At 76.3% G+C, this 23,091-nt stretch carries 14 protein-coding genes; 4 read left to right on the top strand and 10 right to left on the bottom strand.

Translation table 11 applies throughout. The annotated features are described in order from the left end of the window. Positions 1-33 precede the first annotated feature (33 nt). The 8 genes from AGRA3207_RS39740 to AGRA3207_RS05230 all read right to left on the bottom strand — a co-directional run bounded on the left by AGRA3207_RS39740 (position 34) and on the right by AGRA3207_RS05230 (position 15,864). Positions 34-2,010 carry a hypothetical protein gene (locus AGRA3207_RS39740; RefSeq protein WP_273700006.1) on the bottom strand — a complete coding sequence of 659 codons (1,977 nt, stop codon included), beginning with the start codon at positions 2,008-2,010 and terminating at the stop codon, positions 34-36. After that, the gene (locus AGRA3207_RS39745) at positions 2,007-3,173 is read right to left on the bottom strand and encodes a VWA domain-containing protein (protein WP_273700007.1); all 1,167 of its coding nucleotides are present in this window, start codon (positions 3,171-3,173) and stop codon (positions 2,007-2,009) included. Before AGRA3207_RS39745 ends, AGRA3207_RS39740 begins: the two co-directional genes overlap by 4 nt. Next, the gene (locus tag AGRA3207_RS05205) at positions 3,170-5,515 is read right to left on the bottom strand and encodes a DUF5682 family protein (RefSeq protein WP_231333406.1); all 2,346 of its coding nucleotides are present in this window, start codon (positions 5,513-5,515) and stop codon (positions 3,170-3,172) included. The genes AGRA3207_RS39745 and AGRA3207_RS05205 overlap by 4 nt, the downstream gene beginning before the upstream one ends. Beyond that, positions 5,515-6,624 (bottom strand): ATP-binding protein, encoded by a 1,110-nt coding sequence (locus AGRA3207_RS05210; RefSeq protein ID WP_231333407.1) that lies wholly within the window; start codon positions 6,622-6,624, stop codon positions 5,515-5,517. Before AGRA3207_RS05210 ends, AGRA3207_RS05205 begins: the two co-directional genes overlap by 1 nt. Further along, positions 6,621-9,890, bottom strand: coding sequence for a DUF4132 domain-containing protein (locus AGRA3207_RS05215; protein ID WP_231333408.1), 3,270 nt, complete (start codon positions 9,888-9,890; stop codon positions 6,621-6,623). Before AGRA3207_RS05215 ends, AGRA3207_RS05210 begins: the two co-directional genes overlap by 4 nt. Positions 9,891-9,895: 5 nt before the next feature. After that, positions 9,896-13,192 (bottom strand): DUF4132 domain-containing protein, encoded by a 3,297-nt coding sequence (locus tag AGRA3207_RS05220; RefSeq protein WP_231333409.1) that lies wholly within the window; start codon positions 13,190-13,192, stop codon positions 9,896-9,898. 64 nt (positions 13,193-13,256) lie between these two features. Then, positions 13,257-14,642, bottom strand: a complete 1,386-nt coding sequence (locus AGRA3207_RS05225) for an FAD-dependent oxidoreductase (RefSeq protein ID WP_231333410.1) — start codon at positions 14,640-14,642, stop codon at positions 13,257-13,259. A gap of 112 nt (positions 14,643-14,754) precedes the next feature. Then, entirely contained in the window at positions 14,755-15,864 is a 1,110-nt protein-coding gene (locus AGRA3207_RS05230; protein WP_231333411.1) for an amidohydrolase family protein, read from the bottom strand. Between the two features lie 109 nt (positions 15,865-15,973). On the opposite strand from AGRA3207_RS05230, the gene AGRA3207_RS05235 reads away from it, so the two are divergent. Next, entirely contained in the window at positions 15,974-17,452 is a 1,479-nt protein-coding gene (locus AGRA3207_RS05235) for a type I glutamate--ammonia ligase (protein WP_231333412.1), read from the top strand. A gap of 32 nt (positions 17,453-17,484) precedes the next feature. Here the strand turns inward: AGRA3207_RS05235 and AGRA3207_RS05240 are convergent, their stop codons facing one another. Next, on the bottom strand, positions 17,485-17,670 hold the full coding sequence (locus AGRA3207_RS05240) for a hypothetical protein (protein ID WP_231333413.1): 186 nt from the start codon (positions 17,668-17,670) through the stop codon (positions 17,485-17,487). 78 nt (positions 17,671-17,748) lie between these two features. Here AGRA3207_RS05240 and AGRA3207_RS05245 point away from each other — a divergent pair, with 78 nt between their 5' ends. Beyond that, a complete protein-coding gene (locus AGRA3207_RS05245) occupies positions 17,749-18,282 on the top strand; it encodes a CGNR zinc finger domain-containing protein (RefSeq protein WP_231333414.1) in 534 nt (177 codons plus the stop codon). A 123-nt stretch (positions 18,283-18,405) separates the two neighbouring features. After that, the gene (locus AGRA3207_RS05250) at positions 18,406-19,719 is read left to right on the top strand and encodes an FUSC family protein (RefSeq protein ID WP_231333415.1); all 1,314 of its coding nucleotides are present in this window, start codon (positions 18,406-18,408) and stop codon (positions 19,717-19,719) included. 110 nt (positions 19,720-19,829) lie between these two features. Here the strand turns inward: AGRA3207_RS05250 and AGRA3207_RS05255 are convergent, their stop codons facing one another. Further along, entirely contained in the window at positions 19,830-21,299 is a 1,470-nt protein-coding gene (locus AGRA3207_RS05255) for an LVIVD repeat-containing protein (protein ID WP_231333416.1), read from the bottom strand. 219 nt (positions 21,300-21,518) lie between these two features. On the opposite strand from AGRA3207_RS05255, the gene AGRA3207_RS05260 reads away from it, so the two are divergent. Continuing rightward, entirely contained in the window at positions 21,519-23,051 is a 1,533-nt protein-coding gene (locus tag AGRA3207_RS05260) for a peptide ABC transporter substrate-binding protein (protein WP_231333417.1), read from the top strand. The last annotated feature ends 40 nt before the right edge of the window (positions 23,052-23,091 follow it).

Raw genomic sequence — 23,091 nt, forward strand, 5'->3', positions numbered from 1 at the left:
CCGCAGGCCCTGTGCGCGGGACCGCACGAGCGGTCAGCGCCGCTCCGCCGTCGTGATGAGGCGGATCTGGGCGTCCGCCCAGGTGCGCGTCATCTGATGCGGGTCGTCGCCGCCCAGTGCGGTGGCGAGGTGCGCGACGGCCGCGCCGGCGGTGCGCAGGCCGACCCTGCCGAGGTCCCTCCCGGCGCGGGCCACGCGGTCGCGCAACCCCCTCGGGGCATACAGGAGGCCGCGCTGCGCGGCCTCGGCGCAGACGGCCAGGGCGTCCTCCAGCGCCGAGCCCAGGGCGTCCGGGGGACGGGCGGACGGGCCGTCCAGCGGGCCGCCGCCGCGGCCGGTCGCCAGGTCGGGGACGGCGATCCCGTCGCCGGTCATGACGGCGAACGGGTCGATGACGAGGCCGCCGCGGTCCCTGCGCAGGGCGCCGCTGATGAGGCGCGGACCGGCCGTGAGCGCCTCGGCCAGGGCGTCCAGGGCGCCGGGACGGTGCGGGGCGTGATCGGCGGACACGACGGCGGTCGTCCCGGCCGCGTCGGCGACGACCGCGTCGAGCCGCTGGTCGCCGGGGTGGTAGCCGATGTCGCGCACCTCGGCGACCGCGACGACGCGGACCAGCTCCGCCTCCACCCGCGGCCGGACCAGGCTCGGCGGGAGCGCGTCCAGTGCCCGCCCCTGCGCCGCGAGGTCGCGGACGAGCAGCGCGGGCGGCAGTCCCTCCCACGCGTCGCCGAGCGGGGTGACCGTCGTCCTGGCGACCCTGCCCCGCGCGACCCGCACGACCCGCCCCGCGCTGCGGGTCGCCGACTCCGACACGACGTTGGCGGCGGCGAGGGCGCGCAGCGACGTCCCGAGGATCCTGCGCCCGGCGAGGTCGGCGCCGGTCAGCCGCTCGCCGCCGGGCACGGCCCACCGCCGTTTCAGGACGAGCACGGTGTCCCCGTGGGCGAGGTACACGTCGGCGGTGCGGGACTCGGCGTTCCCGCCGACGCGGCAGCCCAGCGCGGCCAGCCGGACGCGGCGCAGCGGCGTCTCCGCGGACTCGTCCGTCCCGAGCACCTGCGCCCTGGACGCGCCGTTCCGCGCGGCGCGGTGCCGGGCGCGGACCTCGGCGAGCAGCGCGGCGAGCCGTCCGGGGTCGTGGTCGGCGCGGCGGTCGCGGTGGGCGTCCAGCTGTCCCGCGAGCTCCTCCACGGCGGCCGCGGGCCAGTGCAGGCCGCCGCCCGCCAGGTCCGCCGCGGCGCGCCGCAGCGCGGCGGCGAGGACGGGGCCCGCCTGCGCGGCGCCCTCCAGGAGCACCTGGCCGGTGAGTTCCAGGACCGCCTCCAGCCCGGTGCCGGCGGCGCCGCCCGCCGCCCCGCCGGCGCCGCCGACGTCGACGCGGACGTCGGCGCCGTCCGGGTCCCGCTCGTCGGCGGCGCGGAACGCCCAGGCCGCCAGCACGATGACCTCGGCGCGCACCACCGCGACGGCGTCGGTCTCCACGTAGCCGAGCTCCCCCGGGACGAGGAACCGCACCGTGCAGGACGGCAGCTCCACGCGCGCCACCGGGTCGTGCTCCGACGGCCGGTGGACGCGGGCCGCGTAGCCCGCGCGGAACGTCCGCCGCGCGGCGGTGAGGGCCCGCCGGCCGAGGACGCGGGCGAGCGTCTCGTCGTCGAACGCCCCCGGCGACCAGCCCGCGGCGGCCTCCGGCACGGCCCCGTCGTCCGGTCCGTCGTCCGGTCCGCCGGTCCCGCCGTGGTCCCGCTGGTAGGCGAGGACGAGGCAGACGCGGTGCCGGCAGGCCGAGGTGGCCGCGCAGGTGCAGGTCGCCGCCTCCAGTCCCGCGCCGGGCGGGAGCGTCGTCTCCGTCCCGTCCGGGAAGAGGCCGTGCACGCCGCCGCCGGGCGCCACGGTCACGGCGGGGCCGTTCCCGGCGTCCAGGTCCTTCGCGGCGCGCTTGACCAGGCCGCGGTTGACGAGGGCGGCGAGCGCGCCGGGCGTCAGCGCGAGCAGGTCGGCGCGGCTCACCGGCCGATCCGCTCGGCGACGAACGCGGCGAGCCGCCCGGGCGTCATCGCGCCGACGTGCGCTCCGGCGTCGGCGAGGCGCTGCGCCATGGCGCGGTCGTAGGACGGGTTGGCCTCCTCGTCCAGCGCGGCGAGACCGAGCACCTGGGTGCCCTGCTCGACCAGCCGCCGCACCTCGCGGACGAGGCCGTGGTCGTCCCCGCCCTCGAAGAAGTCGCTGACGACCGCGACGATCGCGCGGCGCGGGTTGTCGACGAGCCCGGCGCCGTAGGCCACCGCCCGGCGGATGTCCGTGCCGCCGCCGAGCTGCACCTTCATCAGCAGCTCGGCGGGGTCGGTGACGTCGGACGTCAGGTCCACGACGGAGGTGTCGAAGGCGACCAGGTGCGTCCGCAGCCCGGGCAGGCCCCACAGGCACGCGGCGGTGACGGCGGCGTGGATCACCGAGCCGAGCATCGACCCCGACTGGTCGACCAGCAGGATCATCTGCCATTGCTCGACGTGCCGCCGCGTCCGGGACACGAACCGGGGACGCTCGATGTACAGGCGGCGCTCCTCCGGGCGGTAGTGCGCGAGGTTGGCGCGGACCGTCCCGTGGAAGTCGAAGCCCCGGGAGTTCGCGACCCGGGTGGGGCGCCGCGAGCGGGTCCCGTGGAAGGACGCCCGGACCTCGGTGGCGAGGGCGTCCATCAGCTCCCGGACGACCGCCTCGACGATCCGCCGGGCGAGCGCGAGGACCTCGGCGCTCATCAGGTGCTTGGTGCGCAGGACGGCGCGCAGCAGCGCCTTGTCCGGCTCGATGCGCTCCAGCACCGCGGGATCGGTGACGATCTCGTGGATCTCGTACCGCTCGACGGCGTCGCGCTCCAGCCGCTCGATCGTCTCCTTGGGGAAGAGCCGGTGGACGGCGTCGAGCCAGCCGACGGTGGTGAGCACGGACGCCCCGTCCCCGCCGGTGCGGTCGTCCGGGGGATCGGGGGGACCGGCGCCGGCCGGGCCGGCGGTCCGCACCCGCACTCCCCGCCGTTCGAGGTCGGGGTCGCGGTCGTAGAGCCAGCCGAGGGCGCGGTCGCGCTCGGCGGACGCCTCGTCCAGGGCGCCGGTGCACGGCTCGGCGGGCGCGCCGAGGATCAGCCGCCAGCGTTCCAGGTCGTGGCCGGTCACGACGGCTCCCCTCCGATGAGCCCGGCGGCGGCGAGCGCCCGGTCCACGCGTTCTTCCAGGGCGCGGCCCTCGGCGACGACCAGCGGCGCGGCATCGGTGCGCAGCAGGGCGCGCGCGGAGCCGCGCAGGCCGCGGCGGTCCAGCAGGCCCCGCGCGATCGTCTCGCGCTCGCGCGGCGGGAAGAACTCGAACGCCTGCCGCAGCGCGGGCAGCGCGATGAGGAAGTCCTCCTCGCCGAGGCCCGTGACCAGCTCGTCCAGGACGTCCAGGACGGCGGTGCCGGTGTCGAGGACCTCCTGCCGGGCCAGCGCGAACAGCCCGGCGAGCCAGTCGCCGAGCACCCGCGGGCCCGCCGCGCCGCGCACCGCGCGGGCCGGGTCGCCGGTGTCGCCGGTGTCGCCGAGCGAGCGGGCCAGCCCGAACGCGGCGCCGCGCAGGTCGGGCGGCGCCTCGCGGTCGGCGGCGACCCGCCGGGCGACGCCGAGCGCCGCGTCCCGGTCCAGGCCGAGCCCGCCCGCGGCGCGCGGGGAGGAGGCGTGCAGCAGCGCGTCCCGGACGGCGCGGACGGCGCGCAGCCGCGGGAGGTCGGCGGGCGCCGGGCCGCCGCGGACGCCCTCCACCAGCCACAGCAGCCGGGCCGTGCACTCCTCGATCACCGCGCCGAACAGCGGGCTGCGGGCCGTGCCGAGGAGCCGGTCGTGCCGCCACAGCCCGAGGACGACCTCCAGCGCCCGCCCGAGCGCCGGCACGTCGGACGAGCCCGCGATCCCCGCGGAGATCCGCCCGGCGATCCGGTCGGCCCGCTCCGCGCAGCCGCACAGCGCGGCGTCGAACAGCACCCCGGCGAGCCCGCCCATGTCGGTGCCCGCCGCGGCCATGCGCTCCTCCAGCACGGCGGCCGCCGCGTCCCGCAGCGTCGGCCCGTAGGCGCCCGCCTCGATCAGCGCGGGCAGCCGGGGCCCGGCCGGGTCCGGCGGGTCCAGCCGCCAGCGTTCCTCCAGCACCAGGTCGGCGCCGGCCTCCGGGCCGCCCCGGGGCGTTCGGCCCGTCCCCCACGCGGCCGGCCCGGACACGCGGGTGAAGCCGGGGACGTTCAGGACGCGCAACCGGTGCAGCGCCCGGCTGCGCTCCAGCCCCCGCGCGTCGGCGAGCCTCACGACGACGTCGCCGCCGCGGTCGAGGGCGAGCCGCTCCAGCTCGGCGGCGGCGTCGTGCACCAGCGGCGGCGCGGGGGTGTCCGGGTGCAGGCGGCCGACGCGGTCGCCGCCGAGCGCGGCGACCATCTCGGCGACCGCGGGGTGTGCGCCGTGCGCGGGGACGCCGCGGGCCGTCCACGGCAGCCGCCGGTCGAGGTCGTCGGCGACGAGCGCGGCGACCAGCCCGTCCAGCAGGTCGGTGCGGGCGGGCGAGCGGTGGCCGCGCAGCCGTGTCAGCCCCTCGGTGAGGGTCCGCGCCGCGATCAGGTCGGCGGTCGAGACGACCTGCCCGCGGCCCCGCAGCCGCGCCGCGACCGTCTCGGTGAGCGCCGCCGCCGCGGCGTCCGGCCCGCCCTCCCACAGCCGCTGGTAGTACTCCGGCGACGGCATCCCCGCCTGGTATCCGGTGAACGCGTCCAGCCGCCGGAACGAGTACGGGACGAGGAAGCTGCCGCCCGCCGACCCGCCGGGCGGCCGCGGCACCTCGGGCCGGTCCGTCCCGCCCCCGGCGCGGGCGGTGAGCGCTTCGAGGGCCGGTTTGTGGAACCCGCCGGTCACGACCACGACCGGGCGGTCCCCCGCCTCGGCCTGGGCGGCCCGCACCCACCGCGCCATGTACTCCTCGCGGGCCGTGTCGCCGGGCCCGGCGTCGGCCTCCCCGCGCACCAGGGCGAAGTACGCGTCGAGCCGCCGGGCGGTGTCCTCGCCGTCGATCTCGAACAGGTGGTCCCACAGGACGTCGGTGTTGTCGACGGCGAACTCCCGGCAGAGCCGCTCACCGACCTCGGCGTAGCGGCGGTCCGCGTCGGCGTACCGGTTGCGGCGCCCGGCGAACGCCGGATGCCACGCGGGCAGGTCGATGAACCTCAGCTCCGCGCCGACGGCGCGGCCCTCCGCCAGCGCGACCCACTCCGGGGAGTAGGCGCAGAAGGGCGACCACGACGCGTGCACCCGCTCGTCGTCCCGGTAGTGGCTGAAGACCGCGACGGGCGGCTCGTGGCCGAGCAGCAGCTCCCCGAGCCTGTCGCCGAAGTCGGCCGGGCCCTCCACGAGCACGGACACGGGACGCAGCCGCCGGATCACGTCCCGGACGAGCCGCGCGCACGCGGGGCTGTGGTGCCGGACCCCGACGAAGGTGACCGCCATCAGCCCGGGAGCAGGTTCCGGGCGGCGTGCAGGGCCTTCCACTGCCGGCCCTCGTGCCTCGGCGCCTGCTGCTCCAGGTAGCGGCGCAGCCGGGCCAGGTCGTCGGGGCTGTCCTTGGCGGCCGTCCCCGCGAGGCACTCGACGATGTCGGCGGCGCCGCCCGCCTCTCCGCGCAGGAACCAGCCGCGAACCCCCACCGCGTGCGCGACCGACACGGCCTCCGCCGTGCTCATCACCGCCGACAGCCGGTCCATCGACCGGCCCTCCTCGGTCGTGGCGGACCGCAGCTCCCGGAACGTGGTGACCAGCACCTCCAGGACGTCCCTGCGCGGCGCGACACCGACCCCGCTGCGTTCCAGGAGCCGCGCCGCCTCCGCCTCGACCAGCTCCAGCTCGGTGGCGAAGTCGGCGATCGGGAACACCGTCTCGAAGTTGAACCGCCGCTTGAGCGCGGCGCTCATCTCGTTGACGCCGCGGTCGCGGGTGTTCGCGGTCGCGATGACGTTGAACCCGTCGCGGGCGAAGACCATCGCGTCCCGGCCGGACAGCTCGGGGATCGCGAGGACCCGGTCCGACAGCGGCGACAGCAGCGAGTCCTGCACCTCCAGCGGGCAGCGGGTGATCTCCTCGAACCGGACGACCTTGCCCCCGGCCATCCCGTCCAGCAGCGGCGCCGGGACCAGCGAGCGGGTGGAGGGCCCCTCCGCCACCAGCAGCGCGTAGTTCCACGAGTAGGTGATCTGGTCCTCGGTGGTGGCCGCGCCGCCCTGGACGGTCAGCGTGGACGTCCCGCTCACCGCCGCCGCGATCAGCTCCGACAGCAGCGACTTCGCCGTCCCCGGCTCCCCGACGAGCATCAGGCCCCGGCTCGTCGCCAGCGTCACCAGCGCCCGGTCGATCAGCGAGGTGTCGCCGACGAACTTGCGGGTGATCCCGGCCGCGGCCTCCCCGACGATGAACCGCCGCGCCGCCGTGAGGCCGAGCGCCCAGCCGGGGGGCCGCGGGCCCTTGTCGTCCTCGCGCAGCCGCTCCAGCTCGCCGGCGAACCGGACCTCGGCGGGCGGCCGCTGGTAGCCGTCGGTGCCGTCTCCGGTGGTGTCTCCGGTCATGTCCTGTTCCGGGGGCCGGCGGTGAGTGCGGTCAGCTCGGCGAGGACCTCGGACGCGGTGACCGGGTCCAGGTCGCCGAGGCGGAGGGGGGATCCCCGGCCGCCGCGGTGGCGGTACTCGCCGGGCTCCGGGGCGAGCCAGACGTGTTCGAGGGTCTGGTGGTCGCCGTTCGCGCCGAGCTCACCGGCGGACAGGCCGGGGTGCAGCCCGATCACGACGTGGCGGCCGCCGGGGACGGGCCGCGAGATCCAGGTCTCGTTGCCGCCGCCCTGCGGGGCGCCCCGCTCCCAGCCGAGCCGGACGAGCCCGGCCACGGCGCCGAACGGGACGGCGGCGCCTTCGAACCGTTCGAGCCGCTCACCGTCGCGCTCCTTGTCGGTGAGGGCGTGGACGGGCCGTCCGAGCTGCGGGAACGGCTGGAGGATCCCGTAGTCGGCGAACAGCTCCGACCACGCGGCGACGTCCAGGTGCACGGGGTGGGCGATGCGGACGCGCGCCGTGTCCGGAAGCGTGTACGCGTCGTCCTCGATGTCGGCGAACGTGCGGTCCTCCGCGACGCGGAACGCGGGCCCCGCGGCCCCGTCGGAGTCTCCGCCCGAGACCGTCCAGACGAGACGTCGCGCCAGGTGCCGGACCAGCGGATGGCCCACGATGAACTCGCGGAACTCGGCGGCCGTCCACTCCCGCTGGGTCACCATCGCGCGCTCCAGGCGCAGCAGCTGGCTCGACGCGACCGTTCGCACGTCCTTCTTCAGCGCGGCGAACGCCTTGTGGGCGGCCGGGGCGAGGTCGAGGTCGTCCTTGGCGCCGGGCTTGGGCAGCGACTTGCGCGGCGTGCCGTCCTCATCGGCGACGGTCGGCTTGAGCTGCTCATCGAACCCGACCCGGAACCGCCGCGGGCCGTAGTCGAGCGTCATCGAACCATCGGCGTCCAGCCCGAAATCGGGGACGAGACGGTCGGCGAGCTGCTCGGTGCTGAGGCCGAGGCGGTCGGCGACCTCGCGGATCCTCGCCTGCGCCTCGGCCTGGAGCCCCTTGAACTTGATCTTCTGGGCGATGCCGTGCAGGTGCATCAGCGCCACGTCCGAGCCGATCTCGGCCAGCACACCCAGACCGTTCACCGCGTTCTTGTGACCGCCCTCACCGGGCCACGCACGGATGACCGGCGTCAGAAGCCGCACCGTCGCGTCATCGCCACTGCGGCCGAGCTGCGTGAGCGCCCACCCGTCCTTGGACGGTCCTCCGATCTCGCGCCATTTCTGGAACAACGCCCACCCGAACCCGGCCACGGATTCCGGGTCGCACACCCGTCGGACCTCCTCCATCCCGTACGGGACGGGCATCGCCAGCAGCTCCAGCAGGCGGCGCACGGCCTCGCCCGGCAGCGCCTTCCCGCGGCCGCGCAAGAGCACCTGCGGGAGGACCGCCGGGTCCGCCCACGCGCCGATCTTCGGCGGCCGGACCAGGCCCGTCTCCGCGGGGTGCGCCGCGAGCAGTTCCCCGATCGCGTCCGCGGCCTCGGCGCCGTGGGCGTTCCGCGCGGCCTCCACGTTTCCGGCGTGGCCGTGCGCGCCGCCCAGGTGGCGCAGGGCGGATTCGGCGGCCCGGCGTTGCCCGGCCGCCGTTCCGAGCGCCGCCGGGACGAGGTAGGGCACCGCGTCCAGGCCGTGCCGGCCGAGCCACCGGCGGGCGAGCCCGGCGGTCTTGGTGCGGCGCGCCAGCCAGTCCGCCATCGCCAGCGCGGCGTCCGCGTGCAGGACCGGCATCAGCAGCTCACCGTACGACGGTGCCGCGTCGACGGCCCGCAGCGTGACGGGGAACGCGTCGAGCCCGTACCGGGCGATGAGGACCCGCATCCACTGGCCGGTGTCCCACCACAGGCGCCCCGGCCATCCGGGGAGCAGCGGGCGGACGACCGTCTCCGGCCCGTGGACCATGAGCGCCACCGTCCCCTGCGGAGGGCCGCCGCCGCTGCGGTACCTCTCGGCGAGCGCCTCCCAGTCGGGGTCCCGGGGCGCGTCGACCGACCCGGTGCCGGTGGCGGCCCACTCGTCGCGCTCGCCCTCGGCCCAGGCCATCCGCCCGGCGGGCGGTTCCAGGCCCGCCACGGCCGGACGCCGGGGACGCCGCCACGGGGGGTCGGCGAGGAGCGCGGGCAACGCGGCCTCCTCCGCCTCCGGGACCCCGGCGGACGACGCCGCGATCGGCCCGGCCACGGCGCGCACCTCCGGCGGCAGCGCGGGGAGCGCCGCCGTGACCGCCTCGCGGTGGGCCCGCACGTGCTCCTCCAGCAGCAACGTCGCCTCGGGGGTGCCGGCGGCGGCGAGCAGCCGCACCGCCCGCAGGGGGAAACGCTCCATCGCGGCGATCAGCGCGGGCCGGGCGTGCTTGTGCCCGAGCCGGTCGAGGATCGCCTGGAACGCCTCGTCCGAGGGGAGGACGGCGACGGTCTCGAAGACGAGTCTGCTCTGCTCGTCCGGGCGGCGCCGGTCGGCGTGCTGGAGGAGGAAGGGCAGGACGGCGGTCCCCATCCCGTCCGCCATCGTGACGAACACCCCGCGCGACGCGTCCCGCCAGCCCAGCCCCGGTGACGGGCTCGGGAGCCGGGAGGGGTCCCCCAGCGTGCAGTACATCTGCCATCGGCGGTCGCGGCCCGGGTCGCCGGGCGCCTCCAGGCATTCGTCCAGCCAGTCGAGGCGCGCGGGGACGAGGTAGGAGACGAGCCAGCGCGCCTGCGGGGTGGTCCGGTGCGCGGCCAGCCGCTCGACCGCGTCCTCGTGATCCCGGTCGGTGGCGGCGGCCAGGAGACCCCGCATGCGCCGCATGGCCTCCGGGTCGGCCCCGTAAACGCCCCAGGCGGGCCGGTCGGCGATGCGGTCCAGTTCCACGAGCGCGCACGCGGCGAACGCGGGCCCGTGCTCGACGGTCCAGGCGTCCACGAACGCGCGGTGCGCGGCGGGCGCCTTCGACCGCGTGCCCGCCGAGGCGGCGTCCGCCACGGCGGCGGCGCCCACCGGGTCGGGGGTCCCGTCCAGGTGACGGCGGGCGGCCTCGGCCAGACGCGGCTCCCCGGCCTCGCCGTCCAGGAGCCTCGCGACCCTCGTGCCCGCCGCGTCGACAAGGGCGCGGGCCGCTTCCGGCGCCGTCCTCGCCGGCCTGATCTCCGGTCCGGGGGTCCCGCCGCGCCGCGGATGCAGGAACCGCCGCCACGACTCCGGGATCGTCAGGGCGTCCTCGCCGGCCTGGGGTGAAAGGCGGTCGTCCATGCCGGTCAGACCGCCGCGTCGGACAGCGTGGTCAGGTCGGCGAGGACCTCGGACGCGGTGACCGGGTCCAGCTCCCCGAACCGCAGCGGCGTGCCCTTGGACGGCCAGAAGTCGGTGGGCCGGGTGCCGATCCACACGTACTCCAGGATCTGGTGGTCGCCGGTCGCGTCGACCGCGCCGACCGAGATCCCCGGGTCCAGGTCGATCACGACGTACCGGCCGGGGCCCACCCGCCGCGAGATCCACCGCTCGCCGCCCGCGTCCTGGGGGACGCCGCGCTCCCAGCCGCGCCGGACGAGCCCGAGGACCTTGCCGAAGGGGACCTTGAGGTTCTCGAAGCGTTCCAGCCGCCCGCTTCCGCGTTCCTGGTCGGTGAGGGCGTGGACGGGCCGTCCGAGCTGCGGGAACGGCTGGAGGATCCCGTAGTCGGCGAACACCTCCGCCCAGGCCGCCACGTCCAGGTGCAGCGGGTGCGCGACGCGGACGCACGCCGTGTCCGGGAGCGTGTACGCGTCGTCCTCGGTGTCGGCGAACGTGCCGTCTTCGGCGATGCGGAACGCGGTCGTCGCGGCGCCGTCCCGCGCGGCCCAGACGAGACGGCGCGCCAGGTGCCGCACCAGAGGGTGCCCGGCGATGAACTCGCGGAACTCAGAGGCCGTCCACTCCCGTTGCGTCACCATCGCGCGCTCCAGGCGCAGCAGCTGGCTCGACGCGACCGTGCGGACGTCCTTCTTCAGCGCGGTGAACGCCTTGTGGGCGGCCGGAGCGAGGCCGGGGTCGTCTTTGGCGCCGGGCTTGGGCAGCGACTTGCGGGGCGTGCCGTCCTCATCGGCGACGGTCGGTTTGAGCTGCTCATCGAACCCGACGCGGAACCGCCGCGGGCCGTAGTCGAGCGTCATCGAACCATCGGCGTCCAGCCCGAGATCGGGGACGAGACGGTCCGCCAGTTGCTCGGTGCTCAGCCCGAGGCGGTCGGCGACCTCCCTGACCCTCGTCTGCGCCTCGGCCTGGAGCCCCTTGAACTTCACCTTCTGGGCGATGCCGTGCAGATGCATCAGCGCCACGTCCGAACCGATCTCGGCCAGCACACCCAGCCCGTTCACCGCGTTCTTGTGACCGCCCTCACCGGGCCACGCACGGATGACCGGCGTCAAAAGCCGCACCGTCGCGTCATCGCCGCTGCGGCCAAGCTGCGTCAGCGCCCACCCGTCCTTCGACGGCGCCCCGGCCTCGCGCCACTTCTGGAACAGAGCCCACCCGAACTCCGCGATCGTCTCCGGCTCGCACACCCGGCGGACCTCCTCCATCCCGTGCGGGACGGGCATCGCCAGCAGCTCCAGGAGCCGGCGCGCCGCCTCACGCGGCAGGGCCCGCTCCCCGTCGCGCAGGAGCACCTGCGGGAGGACCGCCGGGTCCGCCCACGCGCCGATCGCCGGCGGCTGGACCAGGCCGGTGCCCGCCGGGCTCGCGGTCAGCAGCACGCGGATCGCGTCCGCGGCCTCGTCCCCGTGGACGCCGCGGGCGGCCTCCACGATCCCGTCCAGGCCGTGCGCGCCGCCCAGGTGGCGGAGGGCGTGCTCGGCCGGCCGCCACCGCTTGGCCGTCGTGGCGAGCGCCGCGGGGACGAGCAGCGGGACAGCGTCGAGACCGTGCCGATCGAGCCACCGGCGCCCGGCGGCGGCGCCCTTCCCCCGGCGGGAGAACCAGTCCGCGGCGAGCAGCGCCACCCGCTCGTCCAGGTACGGCAGCAGCGGATCGCCGCAGGTCGCGGGGTACGCCTCGGCCATCCGCACGGCGACGGGCAGCGCGTCCAGTTCGTACCGGGCGACGAGGGGCCGCGTCCACCGGTGCGCGTCGCGGCGGGGGAAGCCGGTGAAGCCGGGCAGGAGGGGCCGGATCAGCTCGTCCGGGCCGTGCACCATCAGCTGCACCGACCCGGTCTTGGGAGCGCCGGACGTGTGGCCCTCGACGAGCATCGCCCAGTCGCTGCCCTCCGGCGGAGCCACGCCCGAATCGGCGTCGGCCCATTCCCGTTGCTCGCCGTCCAGCCACGCCAGGCGCGGCGGCGGCGCCTGGAGGCCGTCGACGGCGGGGCGGTGCGGCCGCTCCCACGTCGGGTCCGTCAGGGCGGCGGGCAGGGCGTCGTCAGGCGCGTCCGGCACCCGGACGGACGACGCCGCGATCCGCTCGACCACGGCGCGGACGTCGCGGGGCAGCCCCGGCAGCGCCGCCGCGACCACCTCGGGGTGCAGCAGGACGTGCTCGCCGAGCAGGTCCTCGGCGCCCGCGCGGGCCAGCAGCCGCAGCGCCCGCACCGGGAACCGCTTCATCGCCTCGCCGAGGGCGGGCCGCACGTGCTTGCGGTCCACACGGTCCAGCAGCGCCAGCAACGCCTCGTCCGTCGGCAGCACCGCGATCGTCTCGTAGAGGCGCCTGCGGTCCGCCGACTCCAGGTGGCCGCTCGCCGCGCTGTCGAGCAGGAACGGCAGGACGCCGGGGCCCACGCCGTCCACCATCGTGACGAGCAGGGCGCGGGTCGCGTCCTTCCAGGACAGGCCCCGCGCCGGGACCGGCGTCGTGAGCTGGCCGGGCGTGCCGACCGTGGAGTAGATCAGCCAGCGCAGGCCGCCGCCGCCCGCGATCGGGGCGGGCGCGGCGCAGCACTCGTCCACCCAGTCCTCGCGGGTCGGGGCGAGGTAGGACACGAGCCAGGACATCGACCAGGTGAGGCGGTGGGCGGCGAGCCGCTCCACCGCCTCGGCGTACGCGTGCTCCTCCGCGACCGCGAGCAGGCCCCGGACCCGCCGCAGCGTCTCCTCGCCGACCCCGGCGCCGTCGTCGCGCTCGCGGTGCCCGGCCCCCACCCAGGTCCCGGCCCAGTCGCCGCCGCCGCGGCGGGTCGCCCGCGTGCGGCTCAGCTCCACCACCGCGCACGCGGCGAACCCCACGCCGTGCTCGGCGGTCCAGGCGTCGGCGAACGTCCGGTGCACCGACGTGCTCGCCCGCGGGGTGCCGAGCGAGGTGACGGCCGCGACCACGGCGGCGCCGGCGGGGTCGTCCGCCCCGTCCAGGTACCGGCGCGCGGCCTTGGTCAGCGCCGGGTCACCGGTCTCCCCCTTCAGCAGCGACGCGACCGCTCCGCCGGTGGCGTCGATCAGCTTGCGCGCCGCCCCGGGCGCCGACGCCGCCACCGTGGCGACCGGGCCCCGCGCCCCGCCGCGCCGGGTGTGCAGCGACGTGCGCCACGCCTCCGGGATCGCCAGGACGTCCTCGTCGGGGAGAAGGGGGGGATGATCTTCCATGCCGCCTCACCGTAGCGGAGCAGTCTGACGGTTCAGGCACTTTGCGTGATGTGGCGCCCCCCGCTCACGGCGCCGCGCGCATGTCCTCCTCGACGCGCTCGGCGGCCTTGCGGGCGGCGATCAGCACCGGGTCCCAGACGGGCGAGAACGGCGGCGCGTAGCCGAGGTCGAGGCCCGTCATCTCCTCCACGGTCATCCCGTTCCACAGCGCGATGGCCAGGCCGTCGACGCGTTTGGCGGCGCCCTCCTCGCCGACGATCTGCGCTCCGAGCAGGCGCCCCGTCCGGCGCTCGGCGACCAGCTTGGTGCGCATGGTCGTCACGCCCGGGTAGTAGCCGGCGCGGGTGGTGGACTCGACGGCGGCCGTGATCGTCTCGAATCCGGCCTCCGCGGCCTCGCGCTCGTTCAGGCCCGTTCGCGCCACCTCGGACCGGCAGATCTTGGCGACGGCCGTGCCGGCCACACCGGGGAATGTCGCATACCCGCCACCGAGGTTGACACCGGCCACGCGTCCCTGCTTGTTGGCGTGCGTACCGAGCGCGATGGCGACCGGCGCGCCGGAGACCAGGTGGCGGGTCTCGACGCAGTCGCCCGCCGCCCACACCCCCTCGGAGCGGGTGCGCATCCGCCGGTCGGTGACGATCCCGCCCGTCGCCCCGGTCTCGACGCCGGCGGCGCGGGCCAGGTCCGAGCCCGGCCGCACGCCGAGCCCGAGGACCACCAGGTCGGCGGGCAGCACCCGTTCCGCGGTGCGGACGGCGGTGACGCGCCCGCCGGAGGTGTCGAAGCCCTCCACCGGCTCGCCCAGGTACAGGCGCACGCCGACGCCGCGCAGCGCGTCGGCGACCAGCGCGCCCATGTCCGGGTCGAGGGTGCGCATCGGCTGGTCCGCGCCGTCGACGAGGGACACCTCCAGGCCGCGCGTCACCATCGCCTCGGCCATCTCCAGCCCGATGTAGCCGCCGCCCACGACCACCGCCCGGCGCGGCCGGTCATCGTCGAGGACGCGCCGGATCCGGATGCCGTCGCCGAGGACCTGCACGCCGTGCACGCCCACGGCGTCCGCGCCGGGCAGCCGGGGCCGCGCCGGGACCGCGCCGGTGGCGACCATGAGCCGGTCGTAGTGCTCCCAGCGCTCGCCGCCCCCGTCGAGGCCGCGGACGCGCACCCGCCCGCCGGGCAGGTCGATCTCGGTCGCCTCGGTGCGCAGGCGCAGGTCGATGCCGCGGTCGCGGAACTCCTCCGGCGTCCGGGCGATCAGCGCCCCGGCGTCCGCGACGACGCCACCGGCGAGGTAGGGGATGCCGCACGCCGAGTAGGACGCGTGGTGCCCGCGCTCGAACACGGTGATCTCCAGCTCGTCCGGGCCGCGCCGCCGGCGCGCCTGGGACGCCGCGCTCATCCCCGCCGCGTCGCCCCCGATGACGAGCAGCCGCTCCCGTCCCGCCATGTGCCGCCCTCCCGGTGATCGTTTCGAGCGTACCCGGCCCCTCCCCGGAGGCGGCATGAGATCACAGGCGGCACCGGATCACAGGCGGCACCGGATCACAGGCGGCACCGGATCACAGGCGGTAGACGCGGCGGGCGTTGCCGGACGCGACGAGCGCGGCGACGCGCTCGGCGTCCGCCGCCGTCCAGGCGCCGTCCTCCACTCCCCCGGCGAGCATCCCGGCGAGCCCGCGCCGGAACAGCAGCGCGCCCAGGTGGTACAGCTCGGCCAGCCCGAACGCGTCGGAGGAGTACAGCACCTTGCCGAACGGCGCCAGCTCCAGCAGCTCGGCGATCAGCGCCGGCGCGCGGTGCCCGAGGTTGTGCGTGGCGAGCCCGGCGTCCACGTACACGTTCGGGAGGACCTGGGCCAGGTAGCCCGCCTGACGGTGGAAGGGGTAGTTGTGCAGCAGCAGCGCGGGCGTCCCGGCGGCGTCCATGGCCCGCAGCAGCTCGATGAGCAGCAGCGGGTCGCCGCGCCGCAGGTCGGCGTCCACGTCCCCGAGCCCGACGTGGAACTGCACGGGGAGCCCGGCGTCGGACGCGCACCACACCAGGAAACGGTGCAGCACCTCATCGCAGACCCGCGGGTCCTCCTGGCGCAGCAGCCGCCCGGCCGCCGCCGTCACCTCCGCGGCCGACGGGCGCGCGCCCTCCAGCTCCAGCCCCGCCCGGTAGGCCGCGATCGACTTCGCGCCCGCGACCCGCGGCGCGCACGCGGCGACGCGGGCGCGGACCTCGTCGGCGAAGCCCGCCGCGGCGACGCCGTCCCGGGCGGTCTGCTCCGCGACCGTCTCCAGCCGGACGATCTCGTGCGCCGGGGCGCCCGCGAGCCGCCCGAGGGCGGGCGGGTCCAGGAGCGACTCCGGCGTGTACCCGGTGTCCACGCAGAGGGACTCCAGCCGCGCCGCGGCGAGGAAACGGCGGTTGACCTCGGCCGCGCCCAGCTCCGCCCGCCGCGCGAGGTAGTCCTCCGGCGAGGCGTGCGCCTCCAGGCCGAGGACGGGCGGGCACCACCGCCGCAGCGCGAAGCCGATCTGCGAGTCGAACGGGCTCACGCCCGGCGGCCCGCCGGTCTCGGCCTCGGTCAGCAGCGCCTCGAACTCGGCGCGGCCGAGGTCGCGGCCGAGGACGCCGTGGCAGTGGTGGTCCGCCAATCCGATCGACTCCAGCCATTCGAGCACGACACCCGCCTTCCTCCCTGAAAAGCACCCGCTGTTCTTCCTACGATGCCTGTACGGGCGGAGCCCGTGCCCGCCCGCCCCTCGCCAACTCCTCTCGGGAGCACTCACTGTGGATGATTCCGGACAGCCCGCCGCCTTCGACGGGGCGCTCGACGGCAACGAACGGGCCCGGCTCGGCGCCCGGGCCGCGGAGGCGGCCCGGCGCCTCGCCGGGCAGGACGTCGTCGCCGTCGCGCTCACCTGGGTGGACGTCAGCGGGATCACGCGGACCAAGACCGTCCCGGTGGGGCGGCTGGAGCACGCCGCGTCCTGGGGCGTCGGCATGTCACCGGTGTTCGACGTGTTCCTCCTGGACGACTCCATCGTGTCCGGCCGGTACATCGGCGGCCCCGCGGGCGACCTGCGCCTGCACCCCGACCTGGACCGGCTCGTCCCGATGGCCGCGATGCCCGGCTGGGCGCACGCGCCCGCCTCCCGGTACGCGCAGGACGGCGCCGTCCACCCGCTGGACACCCGGGCCGTGCTGCGCCGCGAGATGGCCCGCCTCGCCGCCGCCGGCTTCACGGCGAAGGCCGCGTTCGAGATCGAGTGGGCGCTGTCGGAGAGCGCGGGCGACGGCTTCGCCCCCGCCTGCCACGGCCCGGCGTACGGCATGACGCGGGTCAGCGAGCTGTCGGGCTACCTGCGCGACCTGCTCCGGGCCCTGGACACGACGGGCGTCACCGTCGAGCAGCTCCACCCCGAGTACGCGGCGGGGCAGTACGAGATCTCCGTGGCCGCCGAGGACCCCGCCGGAGCCGCCGACACCGCCGTCCTGGTCCGGGAGACGATCCGGGCGGTGTCCATGGAGCACGGCCTCATCGCCTCGTTCTCCCCGAAGGTCGAGGCGGACTCGGTCGGCAACGGCGCCCACGTCCACCTGAGCCTCTGGCGCGAGGACGACGCGCGGGACGGCCAGGCCGGCGAGCCCGCCGCCGCGTCCGAGAGGCCCGCCTCCGGGTCCGCCAACGCGATGGCGGGCGGCGACGGGCCCTACGGGCTGACCTCCGCCGGGGAGTCGTTCGCCGCCGGGATCCTGGAGCGGCTTCCCGCGCTGCTGGCGGTCGGCGCGCCGTCGGTGGCCAGCTACCTGCGGCTCGTCCCGTCGCACTGGTCGGGGGCGTTCGCCTGCTGGGGGCTGGAGAACCGGGAGGCGGCGCTGCGGCTGGTCACCGGCGCCGACGGCGAGCGGGCGAGCGCCGCGAACCTGGAGGTCAAGTGCTTCGACGGGGCCGCCAACCCCTACCTCGCGCTCGCCGCGCTGCTGGCGGCGGGCCGCGCCGGGCTCGACGCCGGGGCCACGCTGCCCGATCCGGTGGACGTCGACCCGGGCACGCTGGCGCCGGACGAGCAGGCCGAGCGGGGCATCGCCCGGCTTCCGTCAACGCTCGCGGAGTCGGTCGCGGCGTTCGAGGCGGACGGCGTCCTGCGGGAGGCGCTCGGCGAGGCGGTGACCGACACCGTCGCGACCGTCCGGCGCGGCGAGATCGCGCTGCTGGACGGCGCGACACCGGAACAGGTCGCCGCCGCCACCCGCTGGCGCCACTGACCTACAGGGGCGCGTACTGGCCCATCTCGATGTCAGCCCGGCGCGGGGGGCTCGTGCCCGGCGGTCACCACCGCGCCGGGGGTGTAGGGCTGGACCCTCACCTGCATCTCACCGCAGGCGCAGCGGGTGTAGCTCACCACGCCCTCCGACGTCAGGTGACGTGAGAGGACCTCGTACACCTCGGTCTGGGGCCAGCCACAGCGTGGGCATTCCTCCACCGCGCATCCTCGGAAGCTCTGTAAGGGGTAAAATCAAAATATCATTTACAGGACGGCGGCGGGAGAGGAGGCCGGCGATTGCGGATCACCGGGTACAGGAGCCACGGGGTCTCGGCCGCCGTCGCGCTGGTCAACGCGGTGACCAGCGTGACGGGCGACGCCTCGGAGGACGCGCTGCGCCGCCTCCTGCGCGACAACGGGTTCCTCTGGCGTGAGTTCGAGCCGCGCGACGCCGAGGCGTTCCGGCGGTGGGGCCGGACGCTGCGCCCGTTCTTCGAGGCCGGCGGCCTGGAGGAGGCGATGGGCATGCTCAACGAGCTGATGCTGGAGGTCCCGATGCACCCGCATCTGGCCGACCACGAGCCGCACGGCCTGCACATGCACTACGCGCCGCCCTCGTCCCGGCTGCCGCACCGCTTCCGCGCCACCACGCTGATGAACCTCGCCGAGCTGGTCGTCGAGCACGGCCTGGGCCGGACCGGCGTCTGCGCGGCCGGGGACTGCGACCGCGTCTACGCCGACACCTCCCGCTCGGGCCGCCGCCGCTTCTGCTCCGAGACCTGCGCCAACCGGACGAACGTCGCGGCGTTCCGCGCCCGCCGGCGCACCTGAGAGGTTTTTACCCGGGATGTGAGAGGAACGCCGTCAGGCGGGAAGAAAGAGGTCTCGGATCCCTTTGAGGGAGGGGTGTCCGCCTGGGCACCCGTACCGCGACCCCGACACCCGTGTGCACCCATGCCCTTCGCGTTCCTCCGTCCCGGCCGCCGCACCGACCGCTCGCCGCTCCAGGTGGCGACGGAGGTGCGGTCGACCGCGTTCCGCATCGCCCGCCTGACCCTCACCGCCGTCGCCTCCTTCGTGCTCGCGCAGGCGGTGCTGCCCGAGGGCGGCCCCCAGCCGCTGCTCGCGCCGCTGACCGCGCTGCTCGTGGTCCAGTTCTCCGTGTACGAGACGATCAAGTCGAGCGTGCTGCGGGTGGCCTCGGTCACCTCCGGGGTGCTGGTGGCGGTGCTGTTCGCCGGCACCGTGGGCTTCTCCTGGTGGAGCCTCGGGCTCGCGATCCTCGCCGCCCTCGTCATCGGGCACGTGCTGCGGCTCGGCGAGCATGTGCTGGAGGTGCCGATCAGCACCATGCTGATCTTCGCGCTGGGCGCGGCCAGCGAGTCCGGCGCCGCCGAGCGGTTCCTGGAGACGCTGGTCGGGGCGGCCGCCGGGCTGGCGGCGACGCTGCTGGCGCCCTCGGTGCGCGTCCGGCCCGCCGAGGAGGCCGTCCAGGACATCGCCGAGCGGCTGCGGGCGCTGATCGAGGAGATCGCCGAGGGCCTGGACGGCGAGCCGTCCGAGGGCGAGGCGGCCCGCTGGCAGGAGGGCGCGGAGCGGCTCGCCCGCGACCTGTCCCGCACCGACCAGGCGCTCGGCGCGGCGGAGCAGAGCGTCCGGCTCAACCCGCGGACCCGGGCGCGGCGGCTCGTCGACGCGGGCGTGGCGCTGCGCAACGCCGTCGAGACGATGGAGCACTTCACGCTGTCGCTGCGCGGGCTGACCCGGTCGCTGGCCGACGACGAGCGGCTCGGCGGGCACGGCCGGCTGCTGACCGACCCCGTCCTGCGCCCGCAGCTCGCGGACGCGCTGGCCGGGGTCGCCGCGAGCATCGCCGCCTACGGCCGGCTCGCCCGCTCCGACCTGGACCGCGACGCGCGGCCGTTCAAGGCCGAGCAGGACCTGGAGATGCGCGTCGACATCGCGCGGGAGCGGCGCGCCCGGCTCAACCGGGAGCTGCACGAGCGGGCCGCCGCCGGCGACCTGTGGCCGCTGTACGGGGAGATCTCCATGGACCTCGACCGGCTCCTGGAGCACCTGCGGGTGGAGCACCGCGCCCGCGCACGCGAGCAGTGGCGGCGGCACCGGGGCGCGACCCGGCATCTGCCCGAGCGGCCGGCGCGGGTCGTCCAGCAGGCGGGCCACCGGCTCCGCAGGGCCGCCGCGTCCGCGGTGGCCGCCGCCGAGCGCAACGCCCGGGACTCCGACGGCCCCTACCACTTCCGGTGAGCCGCCGGGCACGGGCGGAGTGGGCCGCCCGGCACGGGCAGAGGCCCGTCCAGGGGGGTCGCGACGGGCCTCTGCGGGGTGCGCCGGCGGGGTGGTGACCGGCGGGAAGGTCAGCGGAAGGTCGGCTCCAGGACGTCGATGCCGCGCGTGTTGTCGGCCACGTAGACGTACCTGCCGTGCCAGTAGGGCTGCCAGGACGAGGCGTCCGCGGGGCGGTAGTAGGCGACCTGCCTGGGGTTGGTGGGGTCGCTGACGTCCAGGAACCGGGTGCCCTGCGAGTAGAACGACTGGACGATCACACCGTCGCGGACGTCGAGGTAGTGCGCGGAGCAGTCGTCCTGCTTGGGATCGGGGTCGCTGCCCTCCTGCCCGGCGACGCCCCAGGTCGCGACGGTCTGCAGGCGGAACTTCTTCTCCGGCGTGGAGCGCCAGCCCTGGCCGTCGTAGGAGCCCTTGAGGGAGGCGATGACGAGCAGCCCGTCGTTGGCGCAGCCCTCGTTGAACGTCTCCTCGGTGACGTACAGCAGCTTGCCGTTGCCCCACCTGCGCGGGTCGGCGGCCTGGCCCCGGGTGCGCCCGACGGCCCGGTAGCTGTTGTGCATGAACGTGGAGTGCGTCGTGGCCTCGTCGAGCCCGCCGCCCGCGTACGGGACGGGGTCGACCGCGGTGGCGCGGCGCCACTCGCGCTTCAGCGGGTCGTAGTGGCGGCCGGTCGTGTAGTACCCGCGGACGCCGCCGCGTCCCGACGCCCACGCGATGCCGTCAGAATCGACCTGGATGTCGTGGGTGTAGTCGGTCTTGCCGTCGTTGCGGCCGGTGTCGATCGGGTCCTTGTGCACCTTCGGCTCGGCCGGGTTCCGCACGTCGGTGACCCACACGGGCCGGCCGCCCCAGTCGGCGGGCATCCAGTCCGCCTTGGACGGGCCGCCCGTCCACAGGTACCGGCAGTCGTTCACGCACGTGGTGGTGTGCCCGGCCGGGACCTTGACGTAGGTGATCTGCCGCAGGCTCTCCGGCTTGGAGGCGTCCACGACGTAGACGCCCGACTCGCCCTTGGCGGTGGTGCCGCCGAACGCGCGCGGGTCCCGGGACAGATAGATGATCTTGCGCTTCGGGTCGAAGTCGGTGTCCTCGGTCTCCCACATGCCGGGCATGTTGAGCTGTCCGACCAGCTTGGGGACGCGGGGGTCGGCGGTGATGTCGTAGGCCTTCAGCCCGAACTCGCCCGTCGCGTACAGGATGGTGCGCTTGTGGCGGCCGTGGCCGTAGTCGATGAACATCAGCGAGATGGCGCCCTTGGCGTCGGTGACGCCGCCGACGCGCCGCACGTTCTTGATCGACTCGGACGGCCCGGCCGTCTTCGCGGCGGAGCGGTGGTAGTGCCCGCCGTGGCCTCCCGTTCCCTCTCCCTGCCCCTCCCCGCGCGCGGCGGCCGGGGCGCCGGCCTGCGGGGCGCCGGGCTCGGGCGGGCACGCCCAGGCGGAGCCCGCCATGAGCGCCAGCGAGGCCGCGACGGCGCCGCCGCCCTGGAGCAGCCGCCGCGTCCGGCGCGGCGGGCGGAGGGAATGGCGGGGGGTCATGGGCGCCTCCACTGTCGGACGGTCTGCGCAGCGTCAGTGTGACCAGAGTTGGAACGATGATCAACAGGGTGATATGTCACGAATTGGCCTCAGCACCGTAAGGGCAGGTGGCGACTGTCCAGGACGGGGGGCCGGTCGGTCCATGGTCGCTCTTCCGCCGCCCGGCGCCGGTGCCGTACGCTTCCCCGCGTCCTGCCCCGACCTCCCCGGGAGAGGCCGTTGAAGAGCGCCCCGCGCACCGCCGCCCTGGTCACCGGTGCCGTCGTGGTGCTGGTGGCGCCGGTCGCGGCCCTCAAGGCGCTCGGCGACCCGGCCGATCCGCGGATCTCGGTGGGCGCGCCCGCGCCCGCGACGCTGCTGCCCGGCGACGTGCGCGACACGACCGGGCGGATGATCGCGAACGCGGTGTGGACGGGACTGGTCGCCTACGACCCGGCCACCGGCGCCCCCGCCGGTGCCGCCGCGGAGTCGGTCACGAGCGGCGACCGGCGGGTCTGGACGGTGCGGCTGCGGCCGGGCGGCGTGTTCTCCGACGGCTCGCCCGTCACGGCGCGCTCCTTCACCGGCGCCTGGACGGCCGTCCTGCGCGAGGGCTGGGCGGGCGCGCGGCTGATCGCGGACGTGGCCCGGGTGAAGGGCGCCGGGCATCCCCGCCCCGACGGCGTGGACGGCCTCAAGGTCACCGGCGACCGGACCTTCGAGGTGACGCTCGACCGCCCGCTCAGCGGGTTCCCCGCACTGCTCGGCGATCCGGCGTTCTTCCCGATGCCCGAGGGCGTCCTGCGGTCCCGCGACTGGGCGTCCTATGCGCGGAGCCCGGTCGGCAACGGCCCGATGCGGATCGCGGCGCGGGCCGGCGGCGAGGTCGTCCTGCGGCGGCCCGGCGGCGGCCGGGACGTCGTGGTCAGGGCGATGCCGGACGCGGCCCGCCAGTACACCGCGGCGGAGAACGGCGACCTGGACGTCGCGACGCTGGTGCCGCCCGCGCGGCACGGGTCGATGGACGCCGACTTCGGCGGCCGCCACCTCGCCGTCCCCGGCCGGACCGTCACCTACCTGGTGTTCCCCGGCTGGGCGAGGCGCCTGTCCTCCCCCACGGCGCGGACCGCCCTGTCGATGGCGGTCGACCGGTCCGCGGTGACCGAGGGCGTGCTCGGCCACCAGTACTCCCCCGCCGACTCGCTGGTCGCCCCGGGCATCCTGCCGGGGCACCGCCAGGGGCAGTGCCGGCTGTGCGTCCACGACACGCGCGCCGCGGCCGCCGCGCTGAAGGACGCCGGTGGCCTCCCCGGGCCGCTCTCCCTCTGGTACCAGGCGGGCGCCGGGGACGACGCGTGGGTGCGGGCCGTCGCCGGGCAGCTCCACGGGGGGCTGGGCCTGGACGCGCGGCCGCGTCCCGTCCCCGACCTGCGCGGGGCCCTGGCCCGGCGCGAGGTGGACGGCCCGTTCGCCGTCCACGCGACGGCCGCCTACCCGGCCCCCGTGGCGTCGCTGGCGTCGCTGCTGGACGCCGCGCCCGCCCTCCCCGCCGACGGCTCCGTCACCGGGCTCCTCGCCGAGGCCCGGGAGGCCGGGACCGCCGAGGACGGCGTGATCCCGGCGCGGCTCGCCGAGAGCGCGCTGCTGCGCGACATGCCCGCGATGCCGCTGTGGTCGGCGCACGACCATCTGGTGTGGTCGGGGCGGGTCCGCGGCGTCACCGCGGACGCGTTCACCGGCCTGCGCCTCGACCGGCTGAGCGTCGAGGACTGATCCCCGGCGGGCGCCGCCAGGGCGCCGTCAGGGCACTGCC

This window comes from Actinomadura graeca (assembly GCF_019175365.1).
Taxonomy (GTDB): Bacteria; Actinomycetota; Actinomycetes; order Streptosporangiales; family Streptosporangiaceae; genus Spirillospora; species Spirillospora graeca.